Below are 22,991 nucleotides of genomic sequence, written 5' to 3' on the forward strand. Positions count from 1 at the left end.
AGGGATTAAGAAAAAGTTAAAATTTTTCTTAAATCCCTCTTATAAAATGCTTATATTGACTCGTTAATTATTTGGAAAGAGAGTAGCCCTTCCTCTCCTACTCACTCAGTTCAGCTAGGGTGTCCAGATGTTGGTTATTAATGACGGCCATGATATAGCTATCTGCCTGCAAAAGGTCATTGGGTCCGAATTGGACATCCAGAGGAGCATTTTCGTAGGCACGAAAACCAAGTACGTTGAGGTTGTATCGCCCACGTAGATCTAACTGACTGAGACTTTTACTTACCCATGATTGGGGGATTTTCATCTCAACAATCGATACATTCTTGTCCAGCTGAAAGACGTCTACGCTGTTATGAAAGAGGATGGTCTGTGCCAATGAGCGCCCCATTTCAAACTCTGGTGAGATGACTGAGTCCGCACCAATTTTTTCCAACACCTTTTTAGCTGTATGGCTTTTGACCTTGGCAATAACGGTCGGCACTCCTAGACTCTTGCAGTGCATAACCGCGAGAACACTGGACTCCAGATTTTCACCCGTTGCGACAACTACGGTATCACAGGTGTCAATCCCCGCTGATAGAAGGAGTTCTTCATCCGTGATATCTCCAACTACTCCACGCGCCAGCACTGGTTCAAATTGATTAATGCGTTCCTCGTGGTCATCAATAGCAATGATATTCATGTCATGCTTGGCTAGGGCAGCCAAAACACTGCTCCCAAAAATTCCCAAGCCTAAAATTCCAATTGTCCGATCTGACATCGTTCTTCCTTTCTTATCCGATAGTGATATCTGCCTTCATATAGTGAATCGTATCTTTCTTGTCTGGCTGGTATTCCGCTACACTGACCAGTAGTGTCAAGGGACCAATACGGCCGATAAACATCAACAACATAACGATGCTGAGGGCTATCTTGCCTAGCTCTGGTGTTAAATTTGCCGTCACCCCAACTGTCGCAAGGGCTGAAATGGTCTCAAACATGAGGTAGATAAAGCGCGGATTTCCCTCTGCTGTTATCCCTAGTAGAATCAAGCCCAGCAAGAATGTTAGCAAGAAGATAATAAAGACACTAAAAGATTTTTGCACGGTTCGAGGTTCAATAGTTCTCCGAGCCACATTGGCATGAGGTAAGCCCAATAGTTCGCTACGAGCGAAGGCTAACAAGACAAAGAAGGTCGTAATCTTGAGTCCCCCTGCTGTCCCTCCAGGCGCCCCACCCAGAAACATCTGCAAGATGTAGATCAGCAAGGTGACCGGTCGAGCCTGGGTGTAATCAATAGAAGCAAAGCCTGCTGTCCTCATACTGACAGTCTGGAAAAAGCTAACCAGCAGTTTCTCTGGGACGCTGAGATTCCCAATCGTCCCTGAATTGTTCCACTCGATGAACAAAGTCGATACGGTTCCAAAGAGCAGAATTCCCGCCGTTAAAAAGAGAACCAGCTTAGTATGAAAGCGAAGACGGCGTTTTTTCTTTTTCCCAAACTGGGTCGCTAGGTCAAACCAGACCATAAATCCTAGACCACCCGTTATAATCAATCCTGCAATCACTAGATTGATCAAAGGGTCCGTCTGAAAGACTGCCAAACTCGTACTTCCAAAATTATCAAATCCAGCATTGCAGAAAGCTGAAATAGCCAAAAAGATAGAGGTTAACATCCCTCGCCCCCATCCAAATTCAGGAATGAAGCGGAAACTCAGTAGAAAGGCACCGAGCCCTTCTACCAGAAAAGTCGTCAAAAAGATCGAGCGGATGAAGTCCTTTAAGGACTGGGTTTCCCCATAACTAAAACTTTCTTGAATAGTCTCACGGCTACGAAGACTGAGCTTTTGTTTCCCTTGGATATAAAAGATTCCGATAAAGGTCATAAGCCCCAAACCACCGATCTGGATCAACAGCATGCAAATCAATTGACCCCAGATATTGTAAGTAGAGGCCACTGGCTGGGTGAAGAGCCCTGTCACACAGACCATGGACACAGTCGTAAAGAGATGGTCAAAGTAGGTCGCTTGTGACGTTGTTGCTTGCACAAAGGGAAGACTTAAAAGGAGCGAACCCAAGAAGATAACTAGGGCAAAACTTAAAAAGATACGACGGGCTGGTGATAATCGAACCAGAGTCGTCTTGATTTTTTCCAAAAAAGATTTGAATAACATAGCTACATTGTACCACAAAAACAGTAAGAGCACTCACATGTGGTGCACAATAGCAAGACAGAGTTCGAGCGCCTTATCAAAAGCTTCTGAACCCCAGTCACGACTGTCGTAGTTGTCCAGATCCACCAGGGAATCTGCAGTAAAGAGCAATTCTCCCCAGACAACGCCACGTAGCTGAGCTACTGCCGCAAGAGCAGAGCACTCCATCTCCACAACAGCACAGCCTTCTTCCTTGCGATAGGCAATCTTTTCAACCGTCTCTCGGTAAAAACCATCTGTCGTCCAGGTCATGACTTCCTCATAGGGAATGCCTCTTTGCTCCAAGACTTGCTCAATGGCAGAGATAGCCTCAAGCTGTAGCTCCATATAACGAGAAGGCGCTACATAGTGGTAGCTGGTCCCCTCATCTCGCAGAGCGCGAACAGGGACGAGAAAGGCATTCTCCTCTATATCGGCTAGTACGCCACAGGTTCCAGTGGAGATGATTTGCTCCACACCATAGCCAATCAACCAATCCATAAACTGGGCCGCTGGGGCAGAGCCTACGGGCGCCTGGGCCAGACAAATCTCCTCGCCCTTGTAGTTGAGGACGTAGACTGGATAAGTCTTGGTGGCCGAAACGAACTCACCAACACAATCCGCCCCTACTTCCTTAGCGTAGCGGTCAATCTCTTCCTCCAAAAACGCATAGATGCACTTCTTTGGCAACTTTAAATCTAGCTCCTCATGTGTTGGCATAAGGACCGCCTGGGGGTTGTCGTCAAACTCTAAAATGGGAATCGCATGTTTCTGAATCATAGCTCACCTCCTGTAATTTTGTACTATTGTATCAAAAGCTGACGGAGTGTCAAGGAGTTGTCTTTACATTTCCTCTAGTAACAACACAAAAATCTCCCTTCTCTTTCGAGAAAGGAGATTCTTTTTTATCCTTGTCCGCCAGGGGCTGGACCGCCACCTTGAGGGCCTCCATTTGGTCCACCACCTCCAGGCATAGAGTTGACAATTTCCGTTTGTTTTTCACCGTTGAGATAGATATCTCCACCTGTGTAGGTCGCAGTTCCATCAAAGTCAAAACCTGTTTGACCAGTCATTTTAATGGTTCCGCCTGTAACTGTGATATTGCCGTTTGAGTCGATTGGGTCTGTGTCCCCTTGGCCGACTTCTACTGTCAGGTTCCCACCGTTCATAGTGAAGAAGATTTCACTCTGTTGGGCGTTTTTATTAGCTGCGTTGACTCCATCATCTGTCGAATAGATGCTAATGTCCCCACCGTTGATAGTGATGGACTTACCTTCAAGTCCTTCTGTCGAATTTTTGACGGTGTAGGTACCACTATCGATAACCAAATCACCTGATGCGTGGATGCCATCATCTCCTGCTGTGACGGTGATGTTGTTGTTGGATAGGTACATGGTTCCGACTGAAGTATCCTCGTCATTGTCCACCTTTACGCCATCTTCCTTGGCATCGATAGTCATGGTCGTACCAGTGATGTTGAGTTCATCATTGACATTAAAGGCATCGCCAATTGCTGTGATGTTATAGGTTCCACCCGTGATGTGGAGGGTGTCGTTGGCCTTGATACCATTGTTCTTCTTGCCATCTACATTGAGAGTTCCTTTCCCGTTGATGGTCAAATCCACCTTAGAAAAGAGAGCTGCGTCTGCTTTTTCGTCACTGTTAGAGCTTGAGTCAGAGAGACTGTTGGTGGTTCCCTCTGCTAGAGTCAAGTAGACATGGCCAGCTGATGTCGCAGATATCGCTGCATTGGTATTGGTCATGGTCGCACCTTTTAGGACTAGATGAACATCTGCCGACTTATCTGCCTCGACCTTGATCTGCACTCCGTCAGACTGACCTGAAATCACATAGGTTCCAGATTTTGTGATGGTCACTGTTGATTCAGAGACTGTCACCCCATCTCCAGAGACGTTTGCAGATGAGCCAGATAGCTCAATTTTAGAAGCTGTGCTCTCATCATAAGAAGTATCGTAGTCCTTCTCTGTAAAATAGGATGATTGGTTTGTCTTTGTTGCAGTTGTTGTTGCACTATTTGTCGTTGCATTGGTATTGGATGTAGTTGTTGACTGGGCACATGCTGCCATCAGCACCATTGCCGTTAAACTCGTTGCGAGTAGGGTCCATTTTTTTGATTTCACACCTTTTTCCTCTCCTTCGTATGATATAGCTAGACAGTCTACAGAAGATTCCTGAAACAAAACTAAAACTTTTCTGAAAGTTTCCTTAAATTCAGTTTCGCTCAGTATTCTTTTGAAAAGGCTACTAGAAACAATTTGAGAGTACTAAAATGCATTTAATAGTTTTTAAAAGCAACATCCCCAAGTGCGATGTCACTCTAACCCAAAAAGCCAAAGAAGAAAAATTTATAAGACTAAAGCTCATAAAAAGAACAGCCTGGGCTGTTCTTTTTAGTTTTCTTTTACTGGGATTTCCTTGATAACACGCGCAGGATTGCCACCTAGGACAACATTGTCTCCAAAGGACTTGGTGATCACGGCCCCTGCTCCTGCAACGACATTATTTCCCAGTGTCACTCCAGGAAGGACAATGACGCCACCTCCAGCCCAGAAATTATCTCCAATGGTGATAGGCTTGCCATATTCAACCCCTGAATTGCGTTCATCCGGATCCAGTGGATGGAGTGGGGTTAAAAACTGACAGTTGGGGCCAAGCATGGCGTTGTTCCCAATGCGAATCGGACAAACATCCAGCATGGTCAAGTTCCAATTAGAATAAAAATTTTCCCCTAGATGGATATTGACACCGTAGTCCACCACCAAGCGTGGATTGATATAAAGATTTTGCCCAGTTGAGCCAAACCAAGTCTTGATAATATCCGCTCCCTTCAAGGGATCTTCTTCCTTGTTAAAGGTAGCCTGTTTTTGGCGAGAAGCCTGCGCCAAGGTCCGTAATTCAGGATCCGACGGATGGTAAGGCTCTCCTGCTATCATTTTCTGGTATTCGCTGGTCATCTCATCACCTCATACTTACTTTGGACCCATCATATCAAAAAGCCTTTGAAAGGTCAAGAATGGCCTGCTTTCTAGACTCTCGAAACCAAGCCCTCTCCCAAGTCAAAACAACTTGCTTGACAAAAGCTTGACTTCATGATTTAATATACCCCATAAGGGTATATTTGGAGGTGCCTATGTTTCACTTATTTACAAAAATTGACAGTATTTCTACCAGCGAGTTAGAAGCTAAACTCAAAGAACCGATTCAGCTACTGGATGTTCGGACGCCTATGGAATTCCGTAGAGGTCATATTAAAAATGCCAAAAATGTTCCTTTAACGGAAATCGGTTCTTACACACCAGCGACAACAGAAACACTTTATGTCATTTGTCACTCTGGTGTACGAAGCAAACTAGCTGCGAAAAAGCTTAAGAAAAAAGGCTACGATGTCATCAATGTCCGAGGCGGTATGAGCGCTTGGACAGGTCAGGTCATCTAGAAGTATAAAGGAGAAAGTCAATGAAAATTATCATTGTCGGAGGAGTTGCAGGCGGTATGTCAGCAGCAACCCGTCTCAGACGCCTCATGGAAGATGCTGAGATCATTATTTTTGAGAAAGGTCCCTTTGTTTCCTTTGCAAACTGCGGACTTCCTTACTATGTTTCAGGAGAGATTGCAAACCGTGAGAGTTTATTGGTCCAAACTCCTGAAAGTCTCAAGGCACGCTTTAATCTCGATGTGCGACCATTTCACGAGGTCATCCAGATTTCGCCAGAAGAACACACTGTAACTGTGCGGCATGATGGACAAGAGTTTACAGAAAGCTATGACAAGCTGATCCTCTCTCCGGGAGCTAAACCATTTGTTCCTGCTATTGAAGGGCTAGCAGAGGCTAAGAATGCCTACACGCTTCGCAATGTTCCTGATCTCGATGAGATTATGGCAGCCTTGGACAATCATCCAAAAGAAGCTGTCGTTATCGGTGCAGGCTTTATCGGGCTTGAAATGGCTGAAAATCTGGCGAAACGGGGATTGCAAGTCACCATCGTGGAGAAAGCACCCCATGTCTTGCCACCATTAGATCAGGAAATGGCGGCCTTTGTCCAAGCAGAATTGGTCAAAAACGGCGTTCGCGTTATCACTTCTCAGTCTGCGACTCGATTTGAAGAGCAAGGAAAAACCATCGTTCTCGAAAATGGTCAAAAGATTGCTTCTGACCTCACCATCCTTTCTGTCGGTGTTGAACCTGAAAACGAACTGGCTCAGGCAGCTGGGATTGAACTGGGACTACGTGGCGGTATCTTGGTCGACGAACACTACGAAACCAGTCAAAAAGATATTTTTGCAGTTGGAGATGCCATCGTCGTCAAGCAAGAGATTACTGGCCAAGATGCCCTCATCTCTCTAGCTTCTCCTGCCAATCGTCAGGGACGCCAAGTGGCGGACGTCATCGCAGGACTCGGCCGTACAAACAAGGGCAGTATCGGCACTGCAATCGTTCGTGCCTTTGATATGACAGCTGCTTCGACTGGTCTCAGCGAGCGTATCCTTAGCATGAATCAACTTCCTTACAAGGCCCTTCATGTCAGCGGTAAAGACCACGCTGGTTATTATCCCGGCGCTACTGATATGACCTTGAAGCTCCTCTTTGACCCAACCACTGGAAAAATCTATGGTGCCCAAGGAGTTGGGAAGAAAGGTGTTGACAAACGAATCGATATCCTAGCAACTGCTATCAAGGGAAATCTCACCGTCTTTGACTTACCAGAGTTAGAGTTTACCTATGCGCCACCATTTGGCTCTGCCAAGGATCCCGTCAATATGCTGGGCTACGCAGCCTTGAACCTTATTGAAGGTCTCAGCGACAACGTTCAATGGTACCAGCTCGAAGACGAACTAGCTAAAGGAAAGAAATTCCTAGACGTGCGGACCAGTGGCGAATTCCAAAGTGGTCGACTCAAAGTCGACACCATCCACATCCCCCTAAACGAACTACGGGAACGCTTGGACGAACTGGACAAGAACCAAGCCTACATCGTTAGCTGCCACAGTGGTTTGCGCAGCTATATCGCAGAGCGTATCCTCAAACAAGCAGGATTTACCGTCCAAAACCTTGACGGCGCTTATTCACTATACAAAATGGCTAACCCAGAAGGAGTAGAATATGGTAACTAATATCAGCATGGCTGACTTTTATGAAAAATATCAACATGAAAATCTAGATCTTATCGATGTCCGTGAAGTACATGAATTCCAAGCAGGACATGCACCAGGTGCCAAAAATCTTCCGTTAAGTACCTTGGAGCAAGGCTACAAAGAACTCAAACCTGCCCATGAATACCATGTCATCTGTCAAGGTGGAGTGCGTTCTGCCTCTGCCTGTCAATTTCTCAGCGCCCAAGGCCTCACCGTTATCAACGTAGAAGGTGGTATGAATGCTTGGCCCGGTCAAGTAGAATAATCAAAAAACCGATTAAGATGAACTTAGTCGGTTTCTTTAATATTTATAACTCGATGATATGAGCCTCATAGCCAATGGCTTCTAGGAATTTGAGTATATCTTTCGTATCCAAAAAGAGGGTTTTCTCGTTGGTATTGGGGTGAAAACTCATCCGTTTTTCAGACATGATTTCTTTGTCGAAATAAACTTGAATGTCCTTGTCAGTATTGTTAAGCAAGCCAAAAGGCGAAACAACTCCTGCGGGCAAGCTCATTTTTTCAAACAAGCTCTCAGAGGAAGCCATACGGATTCTATTGGCTCCTACCAAGTCTTTCAAGAGGTCCATATCTAGACGCTTTTGATCATCCATGATTAGCAGATAGTAGGCTGTTTTCTTTTTGTTGGTGAGAAACATGGTTTTGGTACGGACACCTTCGATCCCTTCGATAAAGCTATCAGCTTGCTCTGTCGTCAAGGCTGGCTCGTGCTCCACGATTTCAAAAGGAATATCTAGCTCATTTAGCATCTCTACTACTTTTTCGTATGCTTCCATTTGCTGGCCTCCTTTAACTTGTCTTACTACCTTTAATTATACCACAAAATGGTTTTTCTTCCAATTTATATCCAAGCATCTCTAGGTTTCTTTCATTTTCATACAAGTTATCTTAGACGGAACCCCAACTGTTAGGATGGGCATGATTTCCAGCCAGCAAGCCCATCTTTTCTTTCCACCGCATAGCCACAAGGTATATCCGCGACTTGTCCGATGGATGCGTCTAGTTTAAATGCTTCAGCTAGGGAAATGAGGCGTGCATCCTCTCCAGTATGGTCTTCTGAACACAAAAATTGCCACATGCCATCCTCTTCATCGTGGGAGATAAAGGTGATCGGATTTTTCCCAGCCAAGACATGGTGACAAACTATACAGGCTGTATTGGGTGCATCCTTAAATGCAAAAGTCATCTTGAACTCCCTCCTTGAAATACACTAGCCATTACATATTTTTTGCATGGCCGAAACGCTGATTGATTATGTGACTCAAGGTGACTAATTTTTCCAGAATATCCCTCTTGCAGATAAAGAGGACATAGCTATCGCTGTCAATGTCCATACAAGCAAGACAGAAATCGTGTCCAGCCCATCTTTCGTCCAAAACTTTACACCAAGTAGGGATGTCACCATCCTCGTCGAACCAATTCTCCTCAAAATCAAGAGTTTGCTTAGCTGCCAGAGGCGTTAATTGGTACAGAAATTCGTCCTTATCTGTCTTCCAGTCTAACTCAATGACTGCATCCACAGCAAGCAGTTCATCAGCAATAGCAAGCCATTTTATCGTAGCTTCATCGACTTCTTCGCCTATGCCCCGCTCGTCGTATCTATCTGCATACTGCTTGAAATAGGCTTTCGGTGATTCAAAACAGGAGGTCAAACGAGATCGTACCTCACTATCATCTGTTAGCAATTGGGTTATTTCCTGATAGATTAAGATATTTTTCTGCTCATTTGTCCGCATATCTAGTACAATTTCCCAGTCTTCTAGCTCTGATGTGACTCTGTTCTCCAAATATGCCCGAAGCATGTCTTGAGTTTCTTTCTTGCTCAGCCCATTTTTTTCGTAGATTACATTCTCGTCGATCCGTTCGGCATCGGCAACACTGATCTCAAAATGAAAACCGTCCGAATCTTCATCCTGACAAACCTGTACAAAATCCGATACATGCTGACTCCCCTTTAGTTTAACTGGTTGCTGAGGTATTAAAATGAGAAAATCCCTATCACCATCTTGGACAGCTGCCAGTTGCTGCCATACTTCCTCAAGTTCAAAGCCATTTTGTTCCTTCTCACCATCATCTAGCACCCAATCCGCAAAGATTCTTCCTGAAATGCTCGCAAAATCTGCTCCCTCATCTCCATCTAGATAAGGCTGATCACTTGTAACAGGGGGCATCACTTTGACTACCTTTTCAGCTTCTTTTTGAATCCAACCTTGTCTAAAGAAATGGGCAACAACGCTAGGCAAAATCAAGACAGGCAGACAAATCAGAGTCCCTGCAAGTGCGAGACCCTTATATCGATTTTTTGTGGGACTCCCTTCTGATAACTGATTTAGAAAGTCCGCTACTTGATTAAAAAGTTCGCCCCCAGTGACCCAGAATAGGAACAAACATTCCACACCAAGTAGGCCAAGCCATATAAGCGCCATTCGTTTCGCTACCTGACTACAGATCTCCATTTTAGTTTGCATAGGAATGGCTTCTGCTTCAGGAATATTCTGAAACCATTTTTCTGCTCGTTCTTCTTTTGTCATCTTTCCCACCTGTGATCTACTTTCTTATCTTGTTCTATCACATAGAGAACTACTATTTTCGTTTGATTAGGTACTGAACAGCCTTTTCTAAGCGTTCTTTTTGAGCCTCAGGGTCGTCTAGGGGTTGGTTGATGCAGGCTGTGAGATTCTCGGTAATGATCATCTCAATCACGCGCTCCACACTCGAACGAACCGCTGTTAACTGGGTAATGATATCTGCACAATCACGCTCTTCTTCGATCATCTTTTGAATTCCACGCAACTGCCCCTCTGAACGTTTCAGGCGTGTAATATACTTTGAGTTTGTCATCTTCTTATCCTTGGTCGATTTTTCTTCATTATATCTCTAATGGACTCCTTTGTCAAAATTCTCGTTCCCTCTTTATCAATAGAATCTCACCCTGCTATCGCTTTCATGGTATAATAGAATGACAAATACTATTAGAATCTATGCTCGTAGCAATACGAGTCATTCTTAGAATGGACCAGCCTATGAACTCTATCTATGGCCCTTGCGAAGTCTACTTACCCACTATCTTGCAGACCTTTATTCAAGATATGGAAGAAGCCGCAGCTAATTACAAAAAAGAAACCTCCCTCAAACTATATGAGCATTTGCATGCGCGTATCAAAACCGAGGAAAGTATGCGTGAAAAATGCCAACGCAAAGGCCTTCCTCAGACAAGTCAATCCGCTCTTAAAGAAATTCGTGATGCTATCGGTGTTCGGATCATCACAGGCTTTACAGATGATATCTACCGCATCGTAAAGTATATTCGCCAGATGCCAAGCATCCATATTTTCAAAGAGAAAGACTATATCCGTCAGGTCAAACCCAACGGCTACCGCTCCTATCATCTGATCCTCGAAGTAACCACTCCTTACCCAGACTGTCTGGGAAATGCCCAAGGTACCTACTTTATCGAGATCCAGCTACGCACGATTGCTATGGACTCTTGGGCCAGCCTTGAGCACCAGATGAAGTACAAGAAAAACATCCAAAATCCTGAACGAATCACGCGCGAGCTCAAACGTTGTGCCGATGAGCTTGCTTCATGCGACTTGACCATGCAGACCATCCGTGATTTGATTCAGCGATCTGACCAAGACTAAGGAGAACCTATGAAAATCCTACTTGCCGAAGATGAAACTCAACTAAATCGCGTCATCACTGTTGCTTTAGAACGCGAAGGCTATAGCGTTGATTCTGTTTTTAATGGACAAGATGCTGTCGAAAAAGCTACAACTAACCACTATCACCTCATGATTTTTGACATCATGATGCCAATTAAAACTGGAATCGAAGCCCTCAAAGAAATCCGCCAGTTGGGCAATACGACCCACATCATCATGCTGACAGCCATGGCTGAAGTAGATGATCGTGTAACCGGACTCGATGCAGGTGCCGACGACTACTTGACCAAGCCCTTCTCACTCAAGGAACTATTGGCTAGGCTCCGTTCTACTGCCCGCCGTCTGGAGGACTATACCCCAGATACGGTCCAATTAGGAAATACTCGCTTGGATATTGACGAACAAGAATTAGCTGCTACAAACAGCATTCGTTTAGGGAAAAAGGAGACTCAACTCTTGACCCTCCTCATTCAGCATGCTAACCAGACCCTCAGTTGTCAACAACTACTAGAGCAAGTCTGGCCAGAGGAGCTGGAAGAAAGTGATTACGAGCTCGTTTTTCTCTATATTTCCTATCTCCGCCAAAAACTCCAAAGCGTTCAGTCCAACTTGCAAATCTTAGGATCTGCAGAAGGGCCTTTCCAACTGATAGGAGGAGACTAGATGTTTCGAAAACTACGCATCAAGTTTATTGTCACAGCCACTGCTGCTATCGCTCTGATTCTTGCTTTCTTTCTGGTCTTGATGAATAGCATCGTCTATACTCAGACAGAGGATAATATCCAAACCGTCCTCTCCATCTTGTCTAAAAATGAAGGCGAACTCCCAATCACAGATGAAACCAAGGAAAATTTCACCAAAAAGAACATCCAGGAAGGGATTATCTACAATTTTCAGTACTTCTCTGTCAGAGAAAAGGGGAATGACTACACTATTTCTCTAGGGAATGTCCAATCACTGACCGAAGCAGACGTCAGAGGTTTTCTCCAGAAAATTCTTAAAAAACCGGAAACCTATGGCACGATTACTCGCAACGGGCGCCACTTCACCTACCAGATTAGTCAGACAGCTTCGGGTAAGCTCCTAGTCTTCTTTGAAGCTACCAACTACATTCGCGAACGGGACACCCTCTTTCAAGTCTCTATTTGGTTATCACTGGCTAGCCTATTTCTCCTTGCTCTGCTCTTTACCTTGATTTCTGGGATTGTTATCCGTCCCTTCGTCAAAAACTATGAAAAGCAACGAATGTTTATCACCAATGCAGGGCATGAACTCAAAACACCACTGGCTATCATCTCAGCCAATACCGAGCTTCAGGAACTCATGGAAGGGGAGACCGAGTGGAGCGTCAGCACCAAAGAACAAACCGAGCGGCTCAATCACCTAATCGGGCGACTCATTCGTCTCGCTCGTCTCGAAGAACAAGAAGACATCAAGCTAACCCAGCAAAATATCTCGCTTATCGCTGAGAAAGTTGCGACAGATTTTGCTCCCCTCTTTAAAAAGGAAGATAAAAACTTTGAAAGTCTGATTGAAGCAGATATCATAGAAAAAGTAGCCCAAGAGGAATTTTATGAGCTTCTTAGCATTCTTCTTGACAATGCCCGCAAATACTGTGATCCAGCAGGCACTATCCGTCTAACTCTCAAACGCAAAGCCTATCTCCTACGCAAGCGCACCTGTATCACTGTGTCTAACGACTACAAAGACGGGCGGCCTGCCAATATTAAACGCTTCTTTGACCGCTTTTATCGCGCTGAAACATCACACAATAACCAAACCACCTCTGGGTATGGCATTGGCCTCTCTATGGCTCAACACCTTGTCAGCCTGTTTAGAGGGAAAATCTTTGTCACCTACAAAAAGCAGGTGATTACCTTTACCATCTGGTTATAGCTATAACTCTTTTACTCTTTATCATTTCATAAAAAGCGAACAAGTCCGCATTCTAAAAACAGAATACGAGCTTGTCCGCCTTTTTCTATGTCTCTAAAATAAATGATGTGTTTTTCACATCTCATCGTGCCAAGCGAATGCGAGTCACAATTCCATCCGGGTCTACAAGATTCAGTTCACTCGAATTTAGCCACTTGATCGGTGCTTCTAGCTCTTGTGCTTGCTTAACGATGGCTAGAAGTTCTTCCTTGCTTTCGACTTCAAGGACATAGTAAGCCAAACCTGGCAAGCCTTGCTCACGCGGAGCTAGCCCTTTTCCAGCCCATTCGTTGACAGCCAGGTGGTGATGGTACTGACCAGCCGCTATCCAACTAGCACTAGGAATGCTAAATTTATCTTCTAGTCCTAACGCCTTTTGATAAAACTGACTCTCCGCGCGACTATCCTTAACCGATAGATGGATATGCCCCATTCTCGTCCCTTCAGCTAGGATAAAGGGATCCACCTTTTCTCCTAACTCATAGATGTCCTGTGCCGCAAGGACTTCGGTCACACCGATAATGCGACCATCTTCTCGAATATCCCATGAAGACACTGGCTTATCACGGTAGAGTTCAATGCCATTTCCTTCCAAATCCTCTAGATAAATAGCCTCACTGTATCCATGATCTGCACCTCCAACCAGAGGAATCCGCAAGTCACTTAGGTGTTTCAAAACATCTGCCAAGGCTTTTCGTGTTGGCAACAAAATCGCCAGATGGTAGAGCCCATAATGCTCCCTTACTTCGCCAGACTTTTCTGCCTGAATCAAGTGAACCAAGGCTTTTCGACCAAGTCCCAAAATCGCTTCTGTCTCTGTTTGGGATAAAATCTCCAAGCCAATAATCTGGTGATAAAAAGCCGTTTGACTCGTTAAATCCTTGACATTTAAAACCACCTCTGCTAGATAAATGTGGCTTTGGTATGCATAAGTCATAGGGTGTCTCCTTTTGTTTGTTGTAACTTTGTTAATTACATCAATTATACACTATTGAGATAAAATGTCAACGAATACAACTCAAAAGAGCTGGAAACCAGCTCTTCTTTTTATTTTACAACAAGCTCGTAGCGAGTTTTGCTGGTGAAAGTTTCCCCTGCTTTGAGAATGACTTGGTCTTTGAGGTCACTGTGAATGGCATCTGGTAAAGCTTGCGCTTCAAGGGCAATCCCATTGTGCTGTACCATTGGCTGGCCTCCGATAATGACACTTTCATCCACAAAGTTTGCTGTGTAGACCACAAAGCAAGGGGCTTCTGTCTTGAAAAGCAAGAAGCGACCTGAATTTTGGTCATAAAGAAAACCAGCATTGTCATGACCTGTAGGAAGAGCAAATGGATGGTCTAAACCAGATACCAGCTGGATTTGCTCATCTTCCTCTGCAAAGATATCCTTCAACAAAGCACCATTGTAGATGTGTTTAACCACATCACGATTAGCATCTGGAGTCTTAGCTGGAACACCGTCTGGAGCGATTGGGTAAATGCCCTCTGTGTTTAATTGGAAGACATGGCGATCAACTGTCTGCGTAAAATCACCAGACAAGTTGAAGTAGCTGTGGTTGGTTGGATTGACAAGCGTATCCTGATCAGTCGTTACCTTGTAGCTGACTTCGTAAGCACCAGTCTCTTCCAAGTGATAGCTGATCCAGATCTTGAGATTACCAGGAAATCCTCCTGTCCCGTCTGTACGCTCTGTGTAGAGAGTCAAGCCATGGTCGCTCACCTCTACCAATTCAAACAAGCTCGAATCCCAACCTGTTGAACCACTGTGGTTACAGTTGCTGGCATTGTTGACTTCAAGATTATAGGTCTGACCATTGAGCTCAAATATCGCACCTGCAATACGGCCTGCTACAGGACCTACACTTGCTCCATGCTTGGGACTATTACCTACATAGCTATCAAAATCATCAAAGCCCAAAATCACATTGGCAAAATTTCCAGCCTTGTCAGGTGTGACATAGCGCAAAATGGTCGCACCATAAGTCATAACTTCAAGCTGGTAACCACCATCAGTCTCAAAGCGATAGGCCAAGACATCCTTGCCCTCATGATTTCCAAATACACGTTCTGTGTATGCTTTCATTCTTCTCTCCTTTGATCCATTTCTCTTAAGTAAACAAACCATAGAAAGTGTATTCACCATCTATGGTTGTAGTTTCTATTTTCAGAATCCTTTGTCAGAAAACCTTAAGTAGCTTCTTAACAAAAAGGGATTCTTCTATACCTGTTTTATGCTTCTACACGTTCAGTCCATGAAGTCGCTGTGGTTTGGAGAACCTTGTTGAGTTCGTCAATGTTCTCAAAACCTGTTGTGCGTAGCCATTCACGAGCTGCTGCCTCACCGTCTTTGATGTAGGCTTCAACTGATCCAGCCCAGGTTGCACGGCCACAAAGAACACCGTTGAAGTTTGCGCCTGATTCGTGGGCAAAGACAAGTGTTTCTTGGAAGAGTTTGGCTGATACTCCCGCACTCAAGTAGATATATGGCAAGTTAGTTGCTTCATCTTGTGCTTTGAAGAAGGCTGCTGCTTCTTCACGTGTATGAACGATTTCTCCATCACCAAAGCCTTCAACGTATTTGACGTTGACTGGAACTTCCACTTTCAAGACATCGATGTTGAAACGTGGGTCTGAGAAGACCTTCATAGCACCGATAACTTTGTGTGGTTTTACTTTGGCATATTCTGCAGAACCTGCGTCAGCGATTTTTTCATCGTAAGCGAGGATTTCAAGGAAGAATGGAATGTCTTCCGCCACACACTCAGAACCGATGCGTTCGATGTAGGCTTGTTTTTGTTGGTTGAGTTCGTCAGAGCTGTCTACATCGTAGTAAAGCAAGAATTTGACAGCATCTGCACCTTGTTCCTTGATGCGTTTGGCAGACCAAACATCCAAACAATCTGGCAAGCGTTTGGTGCTAGTTGTGTCGTAGCCTGTTTTTTCATAAGCAAGGAGAAGACCAGCATTTGGAGCAAGCGCTTTTGTAGCTGGAAGGCCATACTCTGGGTCTAGAAGCATAGATGAAGCGTATTTTGTCAATTCATCTGCTACCAAGACTTTGAGTTCTTCCATTTGAGCCACTGTTGGTTCTTCTGTTTGGTGTTGAGCCATGAGTCGTTTCAAAGCACCACGTTGGTCAAAGGCAAGAGCGGAGATAATGCCATTCTCGTCAGAGAGTTTTTGCAAGCAAGCTACTTTATTGGGACTTAATTGTAATTTACTCATAGATACTTCCTTATTTTTGATAGTCATGAATGATCACACCTTGTACCACACGGTTTACGGTACCTGTAGGAGACGGTGTATCTGGTTTATTTTCTACCTTGAGTGAAGTCAATAGGGCAAAGAGTTGGGCATATACGATGTAAGGGAAGACACGGTAAATATCATTCAAGACACCGCCACAACCAAGGGCTACTTCTTTGACATTTTCAAGACCAAAGGCTTGATCACTCAAAAGCACTACACGACGAGCAATGTGATCACCAGCCACTTCACGAACCAAGTCCAAATCGTACTTGCGAGTGTAGTCTGTCGTTGTACCAAAGACCAAAACAACGGTATCTTCGTTGATCAATGATTTTGGACCGTGACGGAAGCCGACTGGGCTTTCATACATAGTCGCCACTTGACCAGCAGTCAGTTCCAAAATCTTGAGCTGAGCTTCATGAGCAAGTCCAAAGAAAGGACCAGCGCCCAGGTAGATAACACGGTTAAAGTCGAGGTCAACCAACTCTTTGACATCTGCTGCATTGTCTAGAACTTTACGCGCAAGGCTAGACACAACTTCAAAACGTTCAGCTTTCACAGCAAATTCTGTAGGGTCAAAGACCAAGAGAGCTGTTAGCATCATGGACGTAAAACTAGAAGTCATGGCAAATCCAGCGTCATTGGAAGCAGCTGGTTGCAAGAGCAAAAGATTGCGGTCATCGCCATGAGCCTGAAGAGCTAATTTCCCTTCTGCAGCACATGTAATGGTCACTTGGTAAAGGTCGTCAACCAAGGCTTTAGCCAAATCAACAGTCGCCACACTTTCAGGTGAATTCCCACTACGAGCAAAGGAAACAAGGACAGTCGCCACATCTTTTTTCAAATAAGTTTCTGGATTGGCTACGATATCTGTTGTCGCAATGGCATTGAAATTCCATTTGCGTTCATCATAGACTTCCTTAAAGTATGGTACCAAGGTATCTCCCACATAAGCAGAAGTACCAGCACCCGTCAAGATGACCTTGATATAGTCATGTTTATCAGCGATTCCTTGTAGGAATGCTGCAATTTCTTCCCGTTTTGCTTGATAGGCTTCAAAAGCTTCTTTCCATACATCAGGCTGTTGGTAGATCTCACGAGTCGTGATTTCTGCACCCAGTTCAAGTAATTCTTCTTTTGTGTAATTTAGCATAGAGTTCCTCTAATCTATTGTTGTTTCATTCCTATTGAAAATATGGGAATGGGAGTGACTCCCATTCCCATGTATATTCTATATAAGATGCTCTAAGTCACATCTTATTCATCTTCGTCATCATCGAAGCCCGCTAACAGATCGTTGACTCTCACAATGCTTTCTGCAGCACGGCTCTTGTAGTCCGCATCTGCACCTGTAAGACTCGCATTGATAAATTCAATCACCATTGGAAGATTCATCCCTGCGTAGAGTTCAATGTCGCGACCTTCCATGATCAAACGGCTTACCACGTTACAAGGTGTTCCGCCGAGAAGGTCCGCAAAGACTAGGAAATCATCCAATCCTTCGATAGCAGCTTCAAATTTTGCAGTAAATTCTTCTGGACCATCTTCTGGAAGAAGAGCCACTGCATGAATGTTGTCTTGTGGACCCATGATCATTTCTGTGCTACCTTTCAGTTCTTCACAGAAACGACCATGACTCACCAAAATTAATGATTTGCTCATAAATTATGCGCCCATTCCAAGCAAGAATTTACCGATGAATGAAAGACCTACTGCAAGAACGATAATGATACCGATCGCTTTAGTAGAGTTCATACCTTTCTTACCAAGCAACCAGAAGATAAAGGCAGTAAAGATTGCTGGAAGCAAGCGTGGGAAGATTGAGTTCAAGATGTCTTGGAAGTCAATCATCTTTTCACCGATTGGCAATTTGTAAGAAATGTCAAAGTTGATCATTGTTGCTACAAGAGCACCCATCATGAAGACACCAAGTACAGATGCAGCATCAATCAAAGCTGTCAAAGTACTTTGCATGTTGTTGATAAGGTTAACCCCTTCTTTGTAAGCAAATTCCAATTGTTTCCAACGGAAGATGTCATATGCAACTGCAACTGCGATCCAAAGGAAGATACCCCATGGTTGGCCAGCGATAGCCATAGTTGCTGCGATAGATCCCATGATAGCAGGTACAAGTGAACCAAAGATTGTGTCTCCAAGTGGAGCAAATGGTCCCATCAAACCTGTCTTGATACCGTTAACGGCATCTTTTGAACCTACACCATCTTTTTCTTCCATGGCAAGGTCAAAACCAGCGATAATTGTGTGGAAGAATGGAGAAGTATTGAAGAATTGAGTATGAACTTTCATCATTTCTTTCAATTCAGGAGTTCCATCCCCATACATTTTACGCAATTGAGGCAAGATCATGTAAAGGTAACCAGAAGCTTGCATACGCTCATAGTTCCAACCTAATTGGAAAGTAAACAAGCTACGTTTGTTGATTTGATTAAAATCTTCTTTTGTAAGTTTGTAATTAGAATTCGTCATCTTCGATTTCCCCACTTTCTGATGGTGTAGAAGGTGCTGCTACAGCTACTTTTTGGCTGTTCTTAAAGTGAACAACTGCAAGGAAGATACCTACGATAGAGATACCGATCATAGACAAACCTTTGAAGTTGTTAGCAAAGCCAATCTTTTCAGCAACATCAGCAGGAAGAGTACCAAGGATACCCGCAACAGCTCCACCAAGACCTGTTACATATGAGTAAAGAACAGTCAACATAGCTGTCAAACCGAATCCCATTGCAAGGTAGTGAAGGTTACGTTTAACTGGAAGGTAACGAAGCAAGATTGCAAATCCGAGACCTGGAAGCATACGTCCTGCAAGTGTCAAACCATCTGCAACCCACTGGTATTCCTTAACAAGGTTTACAACACCTTGTACGAATTCTCCACCAAAAGCAAGGGCGAAGAATACTGGAAGGGCACGTGAAAGAGCCCAAGGCACTGCACCAAGTAGGTAGTTGCGCTCGATTCCTTTATAGTCAAAGCGTTCGATTGCAGCATCAATACGGTGTGCAAAGAAAGTAGTAGTCATACGTCCAAGAACGTCGAAGTATGTCAAAAGTGCTGCTACTGGTACAGCGATTGTTGTGATCGCAAGATCTGTATCAATACCTTGAGAGATAGAGAATGCTGTTGCAAGAACCGCACCAGAAGTTGCGTCGATACGAGAAGCACCACCGAAGGTACCAACCCCGAGAACGAACAACTGCAAGCTACCACCGATAAACAAACCAGTTGTCACATCTCCCATGATCAAACCGGTAATGAAACCAGCGAATACAGGGGAACCTGCAGATGAAACGATTGTCAACTCATCACAGATTTGATAAGCTGAGTACAAAGTGAGAAGTAAAATTTGCCACCATTGTATCATAACAATGACCTCCTAAAAATTTTTTCCTATTTTAATAAGCTCAAAAAGTCTGAAACTGGATCATTTGGAACCATTTGAGCAGTGAGTTTCACACCTTTTTCTGCCAGTTTGTGGAAGTCTTCCACATCCTTATCTACCACGTTGATAGAACGTGTGATAGGGCGAGTTTCTGGTGTTTGAGACATATTGCCGACATTGAGTGTTTCAAGCGGAACGCCTGCTTCAACCAAACCAAGGAAACGGTCTGGTTTACGTGCAACGATAAAGAGACGTTGGCTATCGTATTTACCAGCAAGGATATTCGCTGCCGCTTTCTCAACTGGCAAGATACTGAGTTTCACACCTGGTGGTGTCGCAAGTTTCAAACCACTCTTTTCAATATCGTTGTTAACAACTTCGTCGTCTACAACCATAATGCGTGAAACATTTAGTTTTCCAGCCCAAAGATTGGCTACTTGACCGTGGATCAAACGTCCATCGATACGGCATCCTACAATTGTCATAAATTTTCCCCCTTTATGTGTTTTAGTGTAGGTTTACGAGTTAAATGAATCTCTTCTTTATATTCACCTTCAGTTTCAAAGATGATGATGCGGTTATCACCTTGCTTGAGATAGCTATGAGGGATATAAAGCGAGAGGGTCGGGCCGACATTCCAGAAACGTCCTAGGTGACGCCCGTTGACAAAGGCAACTCCCTTACCAAACTCAGATAAATCTAAGTAGGTATCCTTAGGCTCTTCAACGGTAAAGTCGAAAGCGTAAAAGGCCGGTTGTCCTTCTGTCCATCCTTTTGAAAAATCAATTTTCTCAGGATTATCCAATGGAAGTGGATATTGTTTCCAATTTAACATGAAGTGTAGATCCTTGCAGACACCTGTACGAATTCCTTTACGTTGCGTATCTGCCAAGAACTTATGTCCGTAGTTAACACGCCCCATATTTTCGACCAAGATGTCAATCTCTGAAAAACCTTCTCGATTTCCCTGACAGTAGATATCTTCACCAATTTCTGTCTGGTATTGAGTAGCAATCCATTGACCATCTACAAAAAGTTGAGCTCGGTCACGTCCATCGATGATACGGAGGCGTTCCTCTTCTGCATCCCAACTTGCCTCAGTGCGGTAGAGAAGGTAGCCATAACTTTGACCAAGTTCTTCCATCGCTTTTGGATAGAGGCTTTCAGTAGGACTAGAGAGACTGTCCAGAGTTTCAAACAAGGAAACTTTTTCGACTAGTGGAATGGATTCCATTTCCATGCTTTCCTTATAGAGTGGTTCCAACTGTGGATACTCTGGGAAGTGTGTTGCCATCATCTTCTTGACTGCTAAGTATTTAGCAGTTGGATTTCCTTCTTCATCGAGAAGGGCATCATAATCATAAGATGTAACTTGAGGCAAATCTAGAGTCCCTCGAGCCGAGCAACCATTCATGAAACCAAAGTTTGTTCCGCCATGGAACATGTAGAGGTTGATAGATCCTTGTTCCAATACCTCTCGAACCGCTTCTGCCAATTCTTTCGGATCACGTGTGATGATGGGTTCTTTCCAACGGTTGAACCAGCCATCCCAGAATTCCATACACATGAGTGGCCATTTCTTGCCATACTCATCAAAGAATTCCTGCATCTGTGAAAAGTTGTACGGAGCTTTAGAACCGAAGTTCCCTGTCACAAAGAGGTCATCTTCGATCAAGGTTCCGGCTTTCAGAGTAGCCCTCCATGGACCATCTGAAGTAAAGAGTGGGCAATCAATCCCTCGTTCTTCCATCAATTTTCGAATTGCTCGTAGATAAGACTTATCTTCTCCATAGGAGCCATATTCATTTTCGACTTGCATCATGAGAATATTCCCACCATTATCCAACAAACGAGGCACAAGCCTTGGCAATAATTGGTCATAATAGCGAGCAACCGCCTCGATGTAGGCCGGGTCGGACGAGCGGATTCGCATGTCCTTGGTCAAGAGCCAAGCCGGCAAGCCACCAAATTCCCATTCCGCACAGATAAATGGAGACGGGCGTACAATGGCATAGAGACCCAAATCTTGTGCTATTTGAAGAAACCTCTCCAAATTTCTGGCACCTTCAAAATCAAATTCCCCTTCAACGGGTTCATGTAAATTCCAAGCCACATAGGTCTCGACCGTATTAAAGCCAAGCGCCTTTAAGTTATAGAGAGAATGATACCAATCCTCTGCTGGAATCCTAAAATAATGAATGGCGCCAGACAAAATCTTGAACGGCTTCCCATCTAAATAGAAATCGTCCTCAATTTTAAATCTTGTCATGTTACCACCTCTGACGAATTAAGTTTGCGCTTTCATTTATTATAATATTAACTATAATCAAATCTTTTGCATTTGTCAATAGGTTTTAGAAAATTCTTTAAAATTTTTCTATTTTTTTACTTCTTTTTTACCAAAATTGTCTAAAAATAGCATGAAATGAGGGCTTTTGCATGACCTCTGTTTTAATGGCGCTTTTATATATGTGCAAAATAATATTTTTAATGTATTATGTTATTTTTTCATCTAAATGCTACTATTTTCTTTGTGTTTGTGGTAAAATCAAAGAAGGAGAAAGAAAAAAATTGAGGTGCAATTATGGCTATTCCAAAATACCAATATATTAAAGACGAACTCAAGAATAAAATCATCTCAGGTCAATTTGCGAGTGGAGACAAGTTTTATACTGAGGCAGAGTTGATCGCCATGTATGATGTCAGTTCTATCACAGTTGTTCGTGCCTTGAACGACCTTGCCAAAGATGGCTATATTGTCCGCCAACAAGGAAAAGGAACTTTTGTTTCACGCGCTCGTAAGCACAAACTCGTTGAGTTTTCAGATGTGGAAATTTTTGAAACAAAGGACGATAAGGTAACTGTCCTTTCTATCGAACGTGGAAATAAGCTTGAATATTTGGAAAAACTTGGTTTGCGTGGAGACCAGTTCTACTACAAGATCGAACGGACACGTCAAACTAACGGTGTGACCTATATCTATCACACTTCTTATATTCCCGAACAATATATCAATGCCAACTATCCAAATCTTGACTATTATAGTTCTATCTATAAACGTTTCAAGCTGGATTACCGCATTCACATGACTGATGAGCATTTTGAGGAAATCAACGAAATCGCATTCCCAACACCCGAGCATGCTGCTTCTACGTTGGGAATTGATACACAATTTCCAACTGTCTTCCAAACAAAGACTACAAAACTTGAGGCCACTGGCCAAGTCCTTGCCTATAGTGAAACTTATAAGCGAGCTGACTACTACAAAATCAAATTCATCTCGTGTGATCGAGGTCATTAAGAAAAAGCCTGAGCCTAGCTCAGGCTTTTTCTATGTTCATTATAGCATGCACCATTTGGTATGAACATATGACGAAGGGTAATTCTTTAATTA

25 protein-coding genes are annotated in these 22,991 nt (G+C 43.8%); 7 read left to right on the forward strand and 18 right to left on the reverse strand.

Features of this window, described 5'->3' with window-relative positions; translation table 11 throughout:
- Positions 1-97: 97 nt before the first annotated feature.
- From D8854_RS08525 to D8854_RS08545, 5 genes are all read right to left on the reverse strand, one after another.
- On the reverse strand, positions 98-763 hold the full coding sequence (locus D8854_RS08525) for a potassium channel family protein (protein ID WP_125450516.1): 666 nt from the start codon (positions 761-763) through the stop codon (positions 98-100).
- A gap of 13 nt (positions 764-776) precedes the next feature.
- A complete protein-coding gene (locus D8854_RS08530) occupies positions 777-2,156 on the reverse strand; it encodes a TrkH family potassium uptake protein (RefSeq protein WP_125450517.1) in 1,380 nt (459 codons plus the stop codon).
- Positions 2,157-2,189: 33 nt separating this feature from the next.
- Entirely contained in the window at positions 2,190-2,954 is a 765-nt protein-coding gene (locus D8854_RS08535; protein ID WP_125450518.1) for a nucleoside phosphorylase, read from the reverse strand.
- A gap of 125 nt (positions 2,955-3,079) precedes the next feature.
- Positions 3,080-4,315 carry a carbohydrate-binding domain-containing protein gene (locus tag D8854_RS08540; RefSeq protein ID WP_125450519.1) on the reverse strand — a complete coding sequence of 412 codons (1,236 nt, stop codon included), beginning with the start codon at positions 4,313-4,315 and terminating at the stop codon, positions 3,080-3,082.
- Positions 4,316-4,585: 270 nt separating this feature from the next.
- The gene (locus D8854_RS08545) at positions 4,586-5,149 is read right to left on the reverse strand and encodes a sugar O-acetyltransferase (protein ID WP_125450520.1); all 564 of its coding nucleotides are present in this window, start codon (positions 5,147-5,149) and stop codon (positions 4,586-4,588) included.
- A 176-nt stretch (positions 5,150-5,325) separates the two neighbouring features.
- On the opposite strand from D8854_RS08545, the gene D8854_RS08550 reads away from it, so the two are divergent.
- The 3 genes from D8854_RS08550 to D8854_RS08560 are packed head-to-tail and all read left to right on the forward strand — an operon-like array spanning position 5,326 to position 7,593.
- The gene (locus D8854_RS08550; RefSeq protein ID WP_125450521.1) at positions 5,326-5,631 is read left to right on the forward strand and encodes a rhodanese-like domain-containing protein; all 306 of its coding nucleotides are present in this window, start codon (positions 5,326-5,328) and stop codon (positions 5,629-5,631) included.
- 20 nt (positions 5,632-5,651) lie between these two features.
- The gene (locus D8854_RS08555) at positions 5,652-7,307 is read left to right on the forward strand and encodes an FAD-dependent oxidoreductase (protein WP_125450522.1); all 1,656 of its coding nucleotides are present in this window, start codon (positions 5,652-5,654) and stop codon (positions 7,305-7,307) included.
- Positions 7,297-7,593 (forward strand): rhodanese-like domain-containing protein, encoded by a 297-nt coding sequence (locus D8854_RS08560; protein WP_125450523.1) that lies wholly within the window; start codon positions 7,297-7,299, stop codon positions 7,591-7,593. The genes D8854_RS08555 and D8854_RS08560 overlap by 11 nt, the downstream gene beginning before the upstream one ends.
- Positions 7,594-7,636: 43 nt before the next feature.
- Here D8854_RS08560 and D8854_RS08565 read toward each other — a convergent pair whose 3' ends face one another.
- From D8854_RS08565 to D8854_RS08580, 4 genes are all read right to left on the reverse strand, one after another.
- Complete coding sequence (locus D8854_RS08565) at positions 7,637-8,125, reverse strand: prolyl-tRNA synthetase associated domain-containing protein (RefSeq protein WP_125450524.1); 489 nt, start codon at positions 8,123-8,125, stop codon at positions 7,637-7,639.
- 131 nt (positions 8,126-8,256) lie between these two features.
- Entirely contained in the window at positions 8,257-8,535 is a 279-nt protein-coding gene (locus tag D8854_RS08570) for a hypothetical protein (RefSeq protein ID WP_125416485.1), read from the reverse strand.
- 31 nt (positions 8,536-8,566) lie between these two features.
- Positions 8,567-9,880 carry a DUF6630 family protein gene (locus D8854_RS08575; protein ID WP_125395519.1) on the reverse strand — a complete coding sequence of 438 codons (1,314 nt, stop codon included), beginning with the start codon at positions 9,878-9,880 and terminating at the stop codon, positions 8,567-8,569.
- A gap of 52 nt (positions 9,881-9,932) precedes the next feature.
- Positions 9,933-10,190 carry a metal-sensitive transcriptional regulator gene (locus D8854_RS08580; protein WP_000185163.1) on the reverse strand — a complete coding sequence of 86 codons (258 nt, stop codon included), beginning with the start codon at positions 10,188-10,190 and terminating at the stop codon, positions 9,933-9,935.
- Positions 10,191-10,372: 182 nt separating this feature from the next.
- Between D8854_RS08580 and D8854_RS08585 the strand changes: the two genes are divergently transcribed.
- The 3 genes from D8854_RS08585 to D8854_RS08595 are packed head-to-tail and all read left to right on the forward strand — an operon-like array spanning position 10,373 to position 12,910.
- On the forward strand, positions 10,373-10,993 hold the full coding sequence (locus tag D8854_RS08585) for a GTP pyrophosphokinase (protein WP_125395572.1): 621 nt from the start codon (positions 10,373-10,375) through the stop codon (positions 10,991-10,993).
- A 9-nt stretch (positions 10,994-11,002) separates the two neighbouring features.
- Positions 11,003-11,677 carry a response regulator transcription factor gene (locus D8854_RS08590; RefSeq protein WP_084947478.1) on the forward strand — a complete coding sequence of 225 codons (675 nt, stop codon included), beginning with the start codon at positions 11,003-11,005 and terminating at the stop codon, positions 11,675-11,677.
- Complete coding sequence (locus D8854_RS08595; RefSeq protein ID WP_084947481.1) at positions 11,678-12,910, forward strand: sensor histidine kinase; 1,233 nt, start codon at positions 11,678-11,680, stop codon at positions 12,908-12,910.
- Positions 12,911-13,031: 121 nt separating this feature from the next.
- On the opposite strand, the gene D8854_RS08600 is transcribed toward D8854_RS08595, so the two are convergent.
- The 9 genes from D8854_RS08600 to D8854_RS08640 form a co-directional block, all read right to left on the reverse strand.
- On the reverse strand, positions 13,032-13,886 hold the full coding sequence (locus tag D8854_RS08600) for a VOC family protein (RefSeq protein WP_125450525.1): 855 nt from the start codon (positions 13,884-13,886) through the stop codon (positions 13,032-13,034).
- Between the two features lie 110 nt (positions 13,887-13,996).
- Entirely contained in the window at positions 13,997-15,034 is a 1,038-nt protein-coding gene (locus D8854_RS08605; protein WP_125450526.1) for an aldose epimerase family protein, read from the reverse strand.
- Between the two features lie 146 nt (positions 15,035-15,180).
- A complete protein-coding gene (lacD, locus tag D8854_RS08610) occupies positions 15,181-16,176 on the reverse strand; it encodes a tagatose-bisphosphate aldolase (protein WP_125450527.1) in 996 nt (331 codons plus the stop codon).
- A gap of 10 nt (positions 16,177-16,186) precedes the next feature.
- On the reverse strand, positions 16,187-17,353 hold the full coding sequence (locus tag D8854_RS08615) for an SIS domain-containing protein (protein ID WP_125450528.1): 1,167 nt from the start codon (positions 17,351-17,353) through the stop codon (positions 16,187-16,189).
- 104 nt (positions 17,354-17,457) lie between these two features.
- The gene (locus D8854_RS08620) at positions 17,458-17,862 is read right to left on the reverse strand and encodes a PTS sugar transporter subunit IIA (protein WP_125450529.1); all 405 of its coding nucleotides are present in this window, start codon (positions 17,860-17,862) and stop codon (positions 17,458-17,460) included.
- Positions 17,863-17,865: 3 nt separating this feature from the next.
- Positions 17,866-18,687 carry a PTS system mannose/fructose/sorbose family transporter subunit IID gene (locus D8854_RS08625; protein ID WP_000185284.1) on the reverse strand — a complete coding sequence of 274 codons (822 nt, stop codon included), beginning with the start codon at positions 18,685-18,687 and terminating at the stop codon, positions 17,866-17,868.
- A complete protein-coding gene (locus D8854_RS08630; protein WP_000616995.1) occupies positions 18,674-19,579 on the reverse strand; it encodes a PTS mannose/fructose/sorbose/N-acetylgalactosamine transporter subunit IIC in 906 nt (301 codons plus the stop codon). The genes D8854_RS08625 and D8854_RS08630 overlap by 14 nt, the downstream gene beginning before the upstream one ends.
- Before the next feature lie 26 nt (positions 19,580-19,605).
- The gene (locus D8854_RS08635; RefSeq protein ID WP_000156962.1) at positions 19,606-20,082 is read right to left on the reverse strand and encodes a PTS sugar transporter subunit IIB; all 477 of its coding nucleotides are present in this window, start codon (positions 20,080-20,082) and stop codon (positions 19,606-19,608) included.
- Entirely contained in the window at positions 20,079-21,866 is a 1,788-nt protein-coding gene (locus D8854_RS08640; RefSeq protein WP_125450530.1) for a glycoside hydrolase family 35 protein, read from the reverse strand. Before D8854_RS08640 ends, D8854_RS08635 begins: the two co-directional genes overlap by 4 nt.
- A 315-nt stretch (positions 21,867-22,181) precedes the next feature.
- Here D8854_RS08640 and D8854_RS08645 point away from each other — a divergent pair, with 315 nt between their 5' ends.
- Entirely contained in the window at positions 22,182-22,898 is a 717-nt protein-coding gene (locus D8854_RS08645; protein WP_001007187.1) for a GntR family transcriptional regulator, read from the forward strand.
- Positions 22,899-22,991 lie beyond the last annotated feature (93 nt).

The sequence above is a fragment of the Streptococcus mitis genome (assembly GCF_003943905.1).
GTDB lineage: Bacteria > Bacillota > Bacilli > Lactobacillales > Streptococcaceae > Streptococcus > Streptococcus mitis_BC.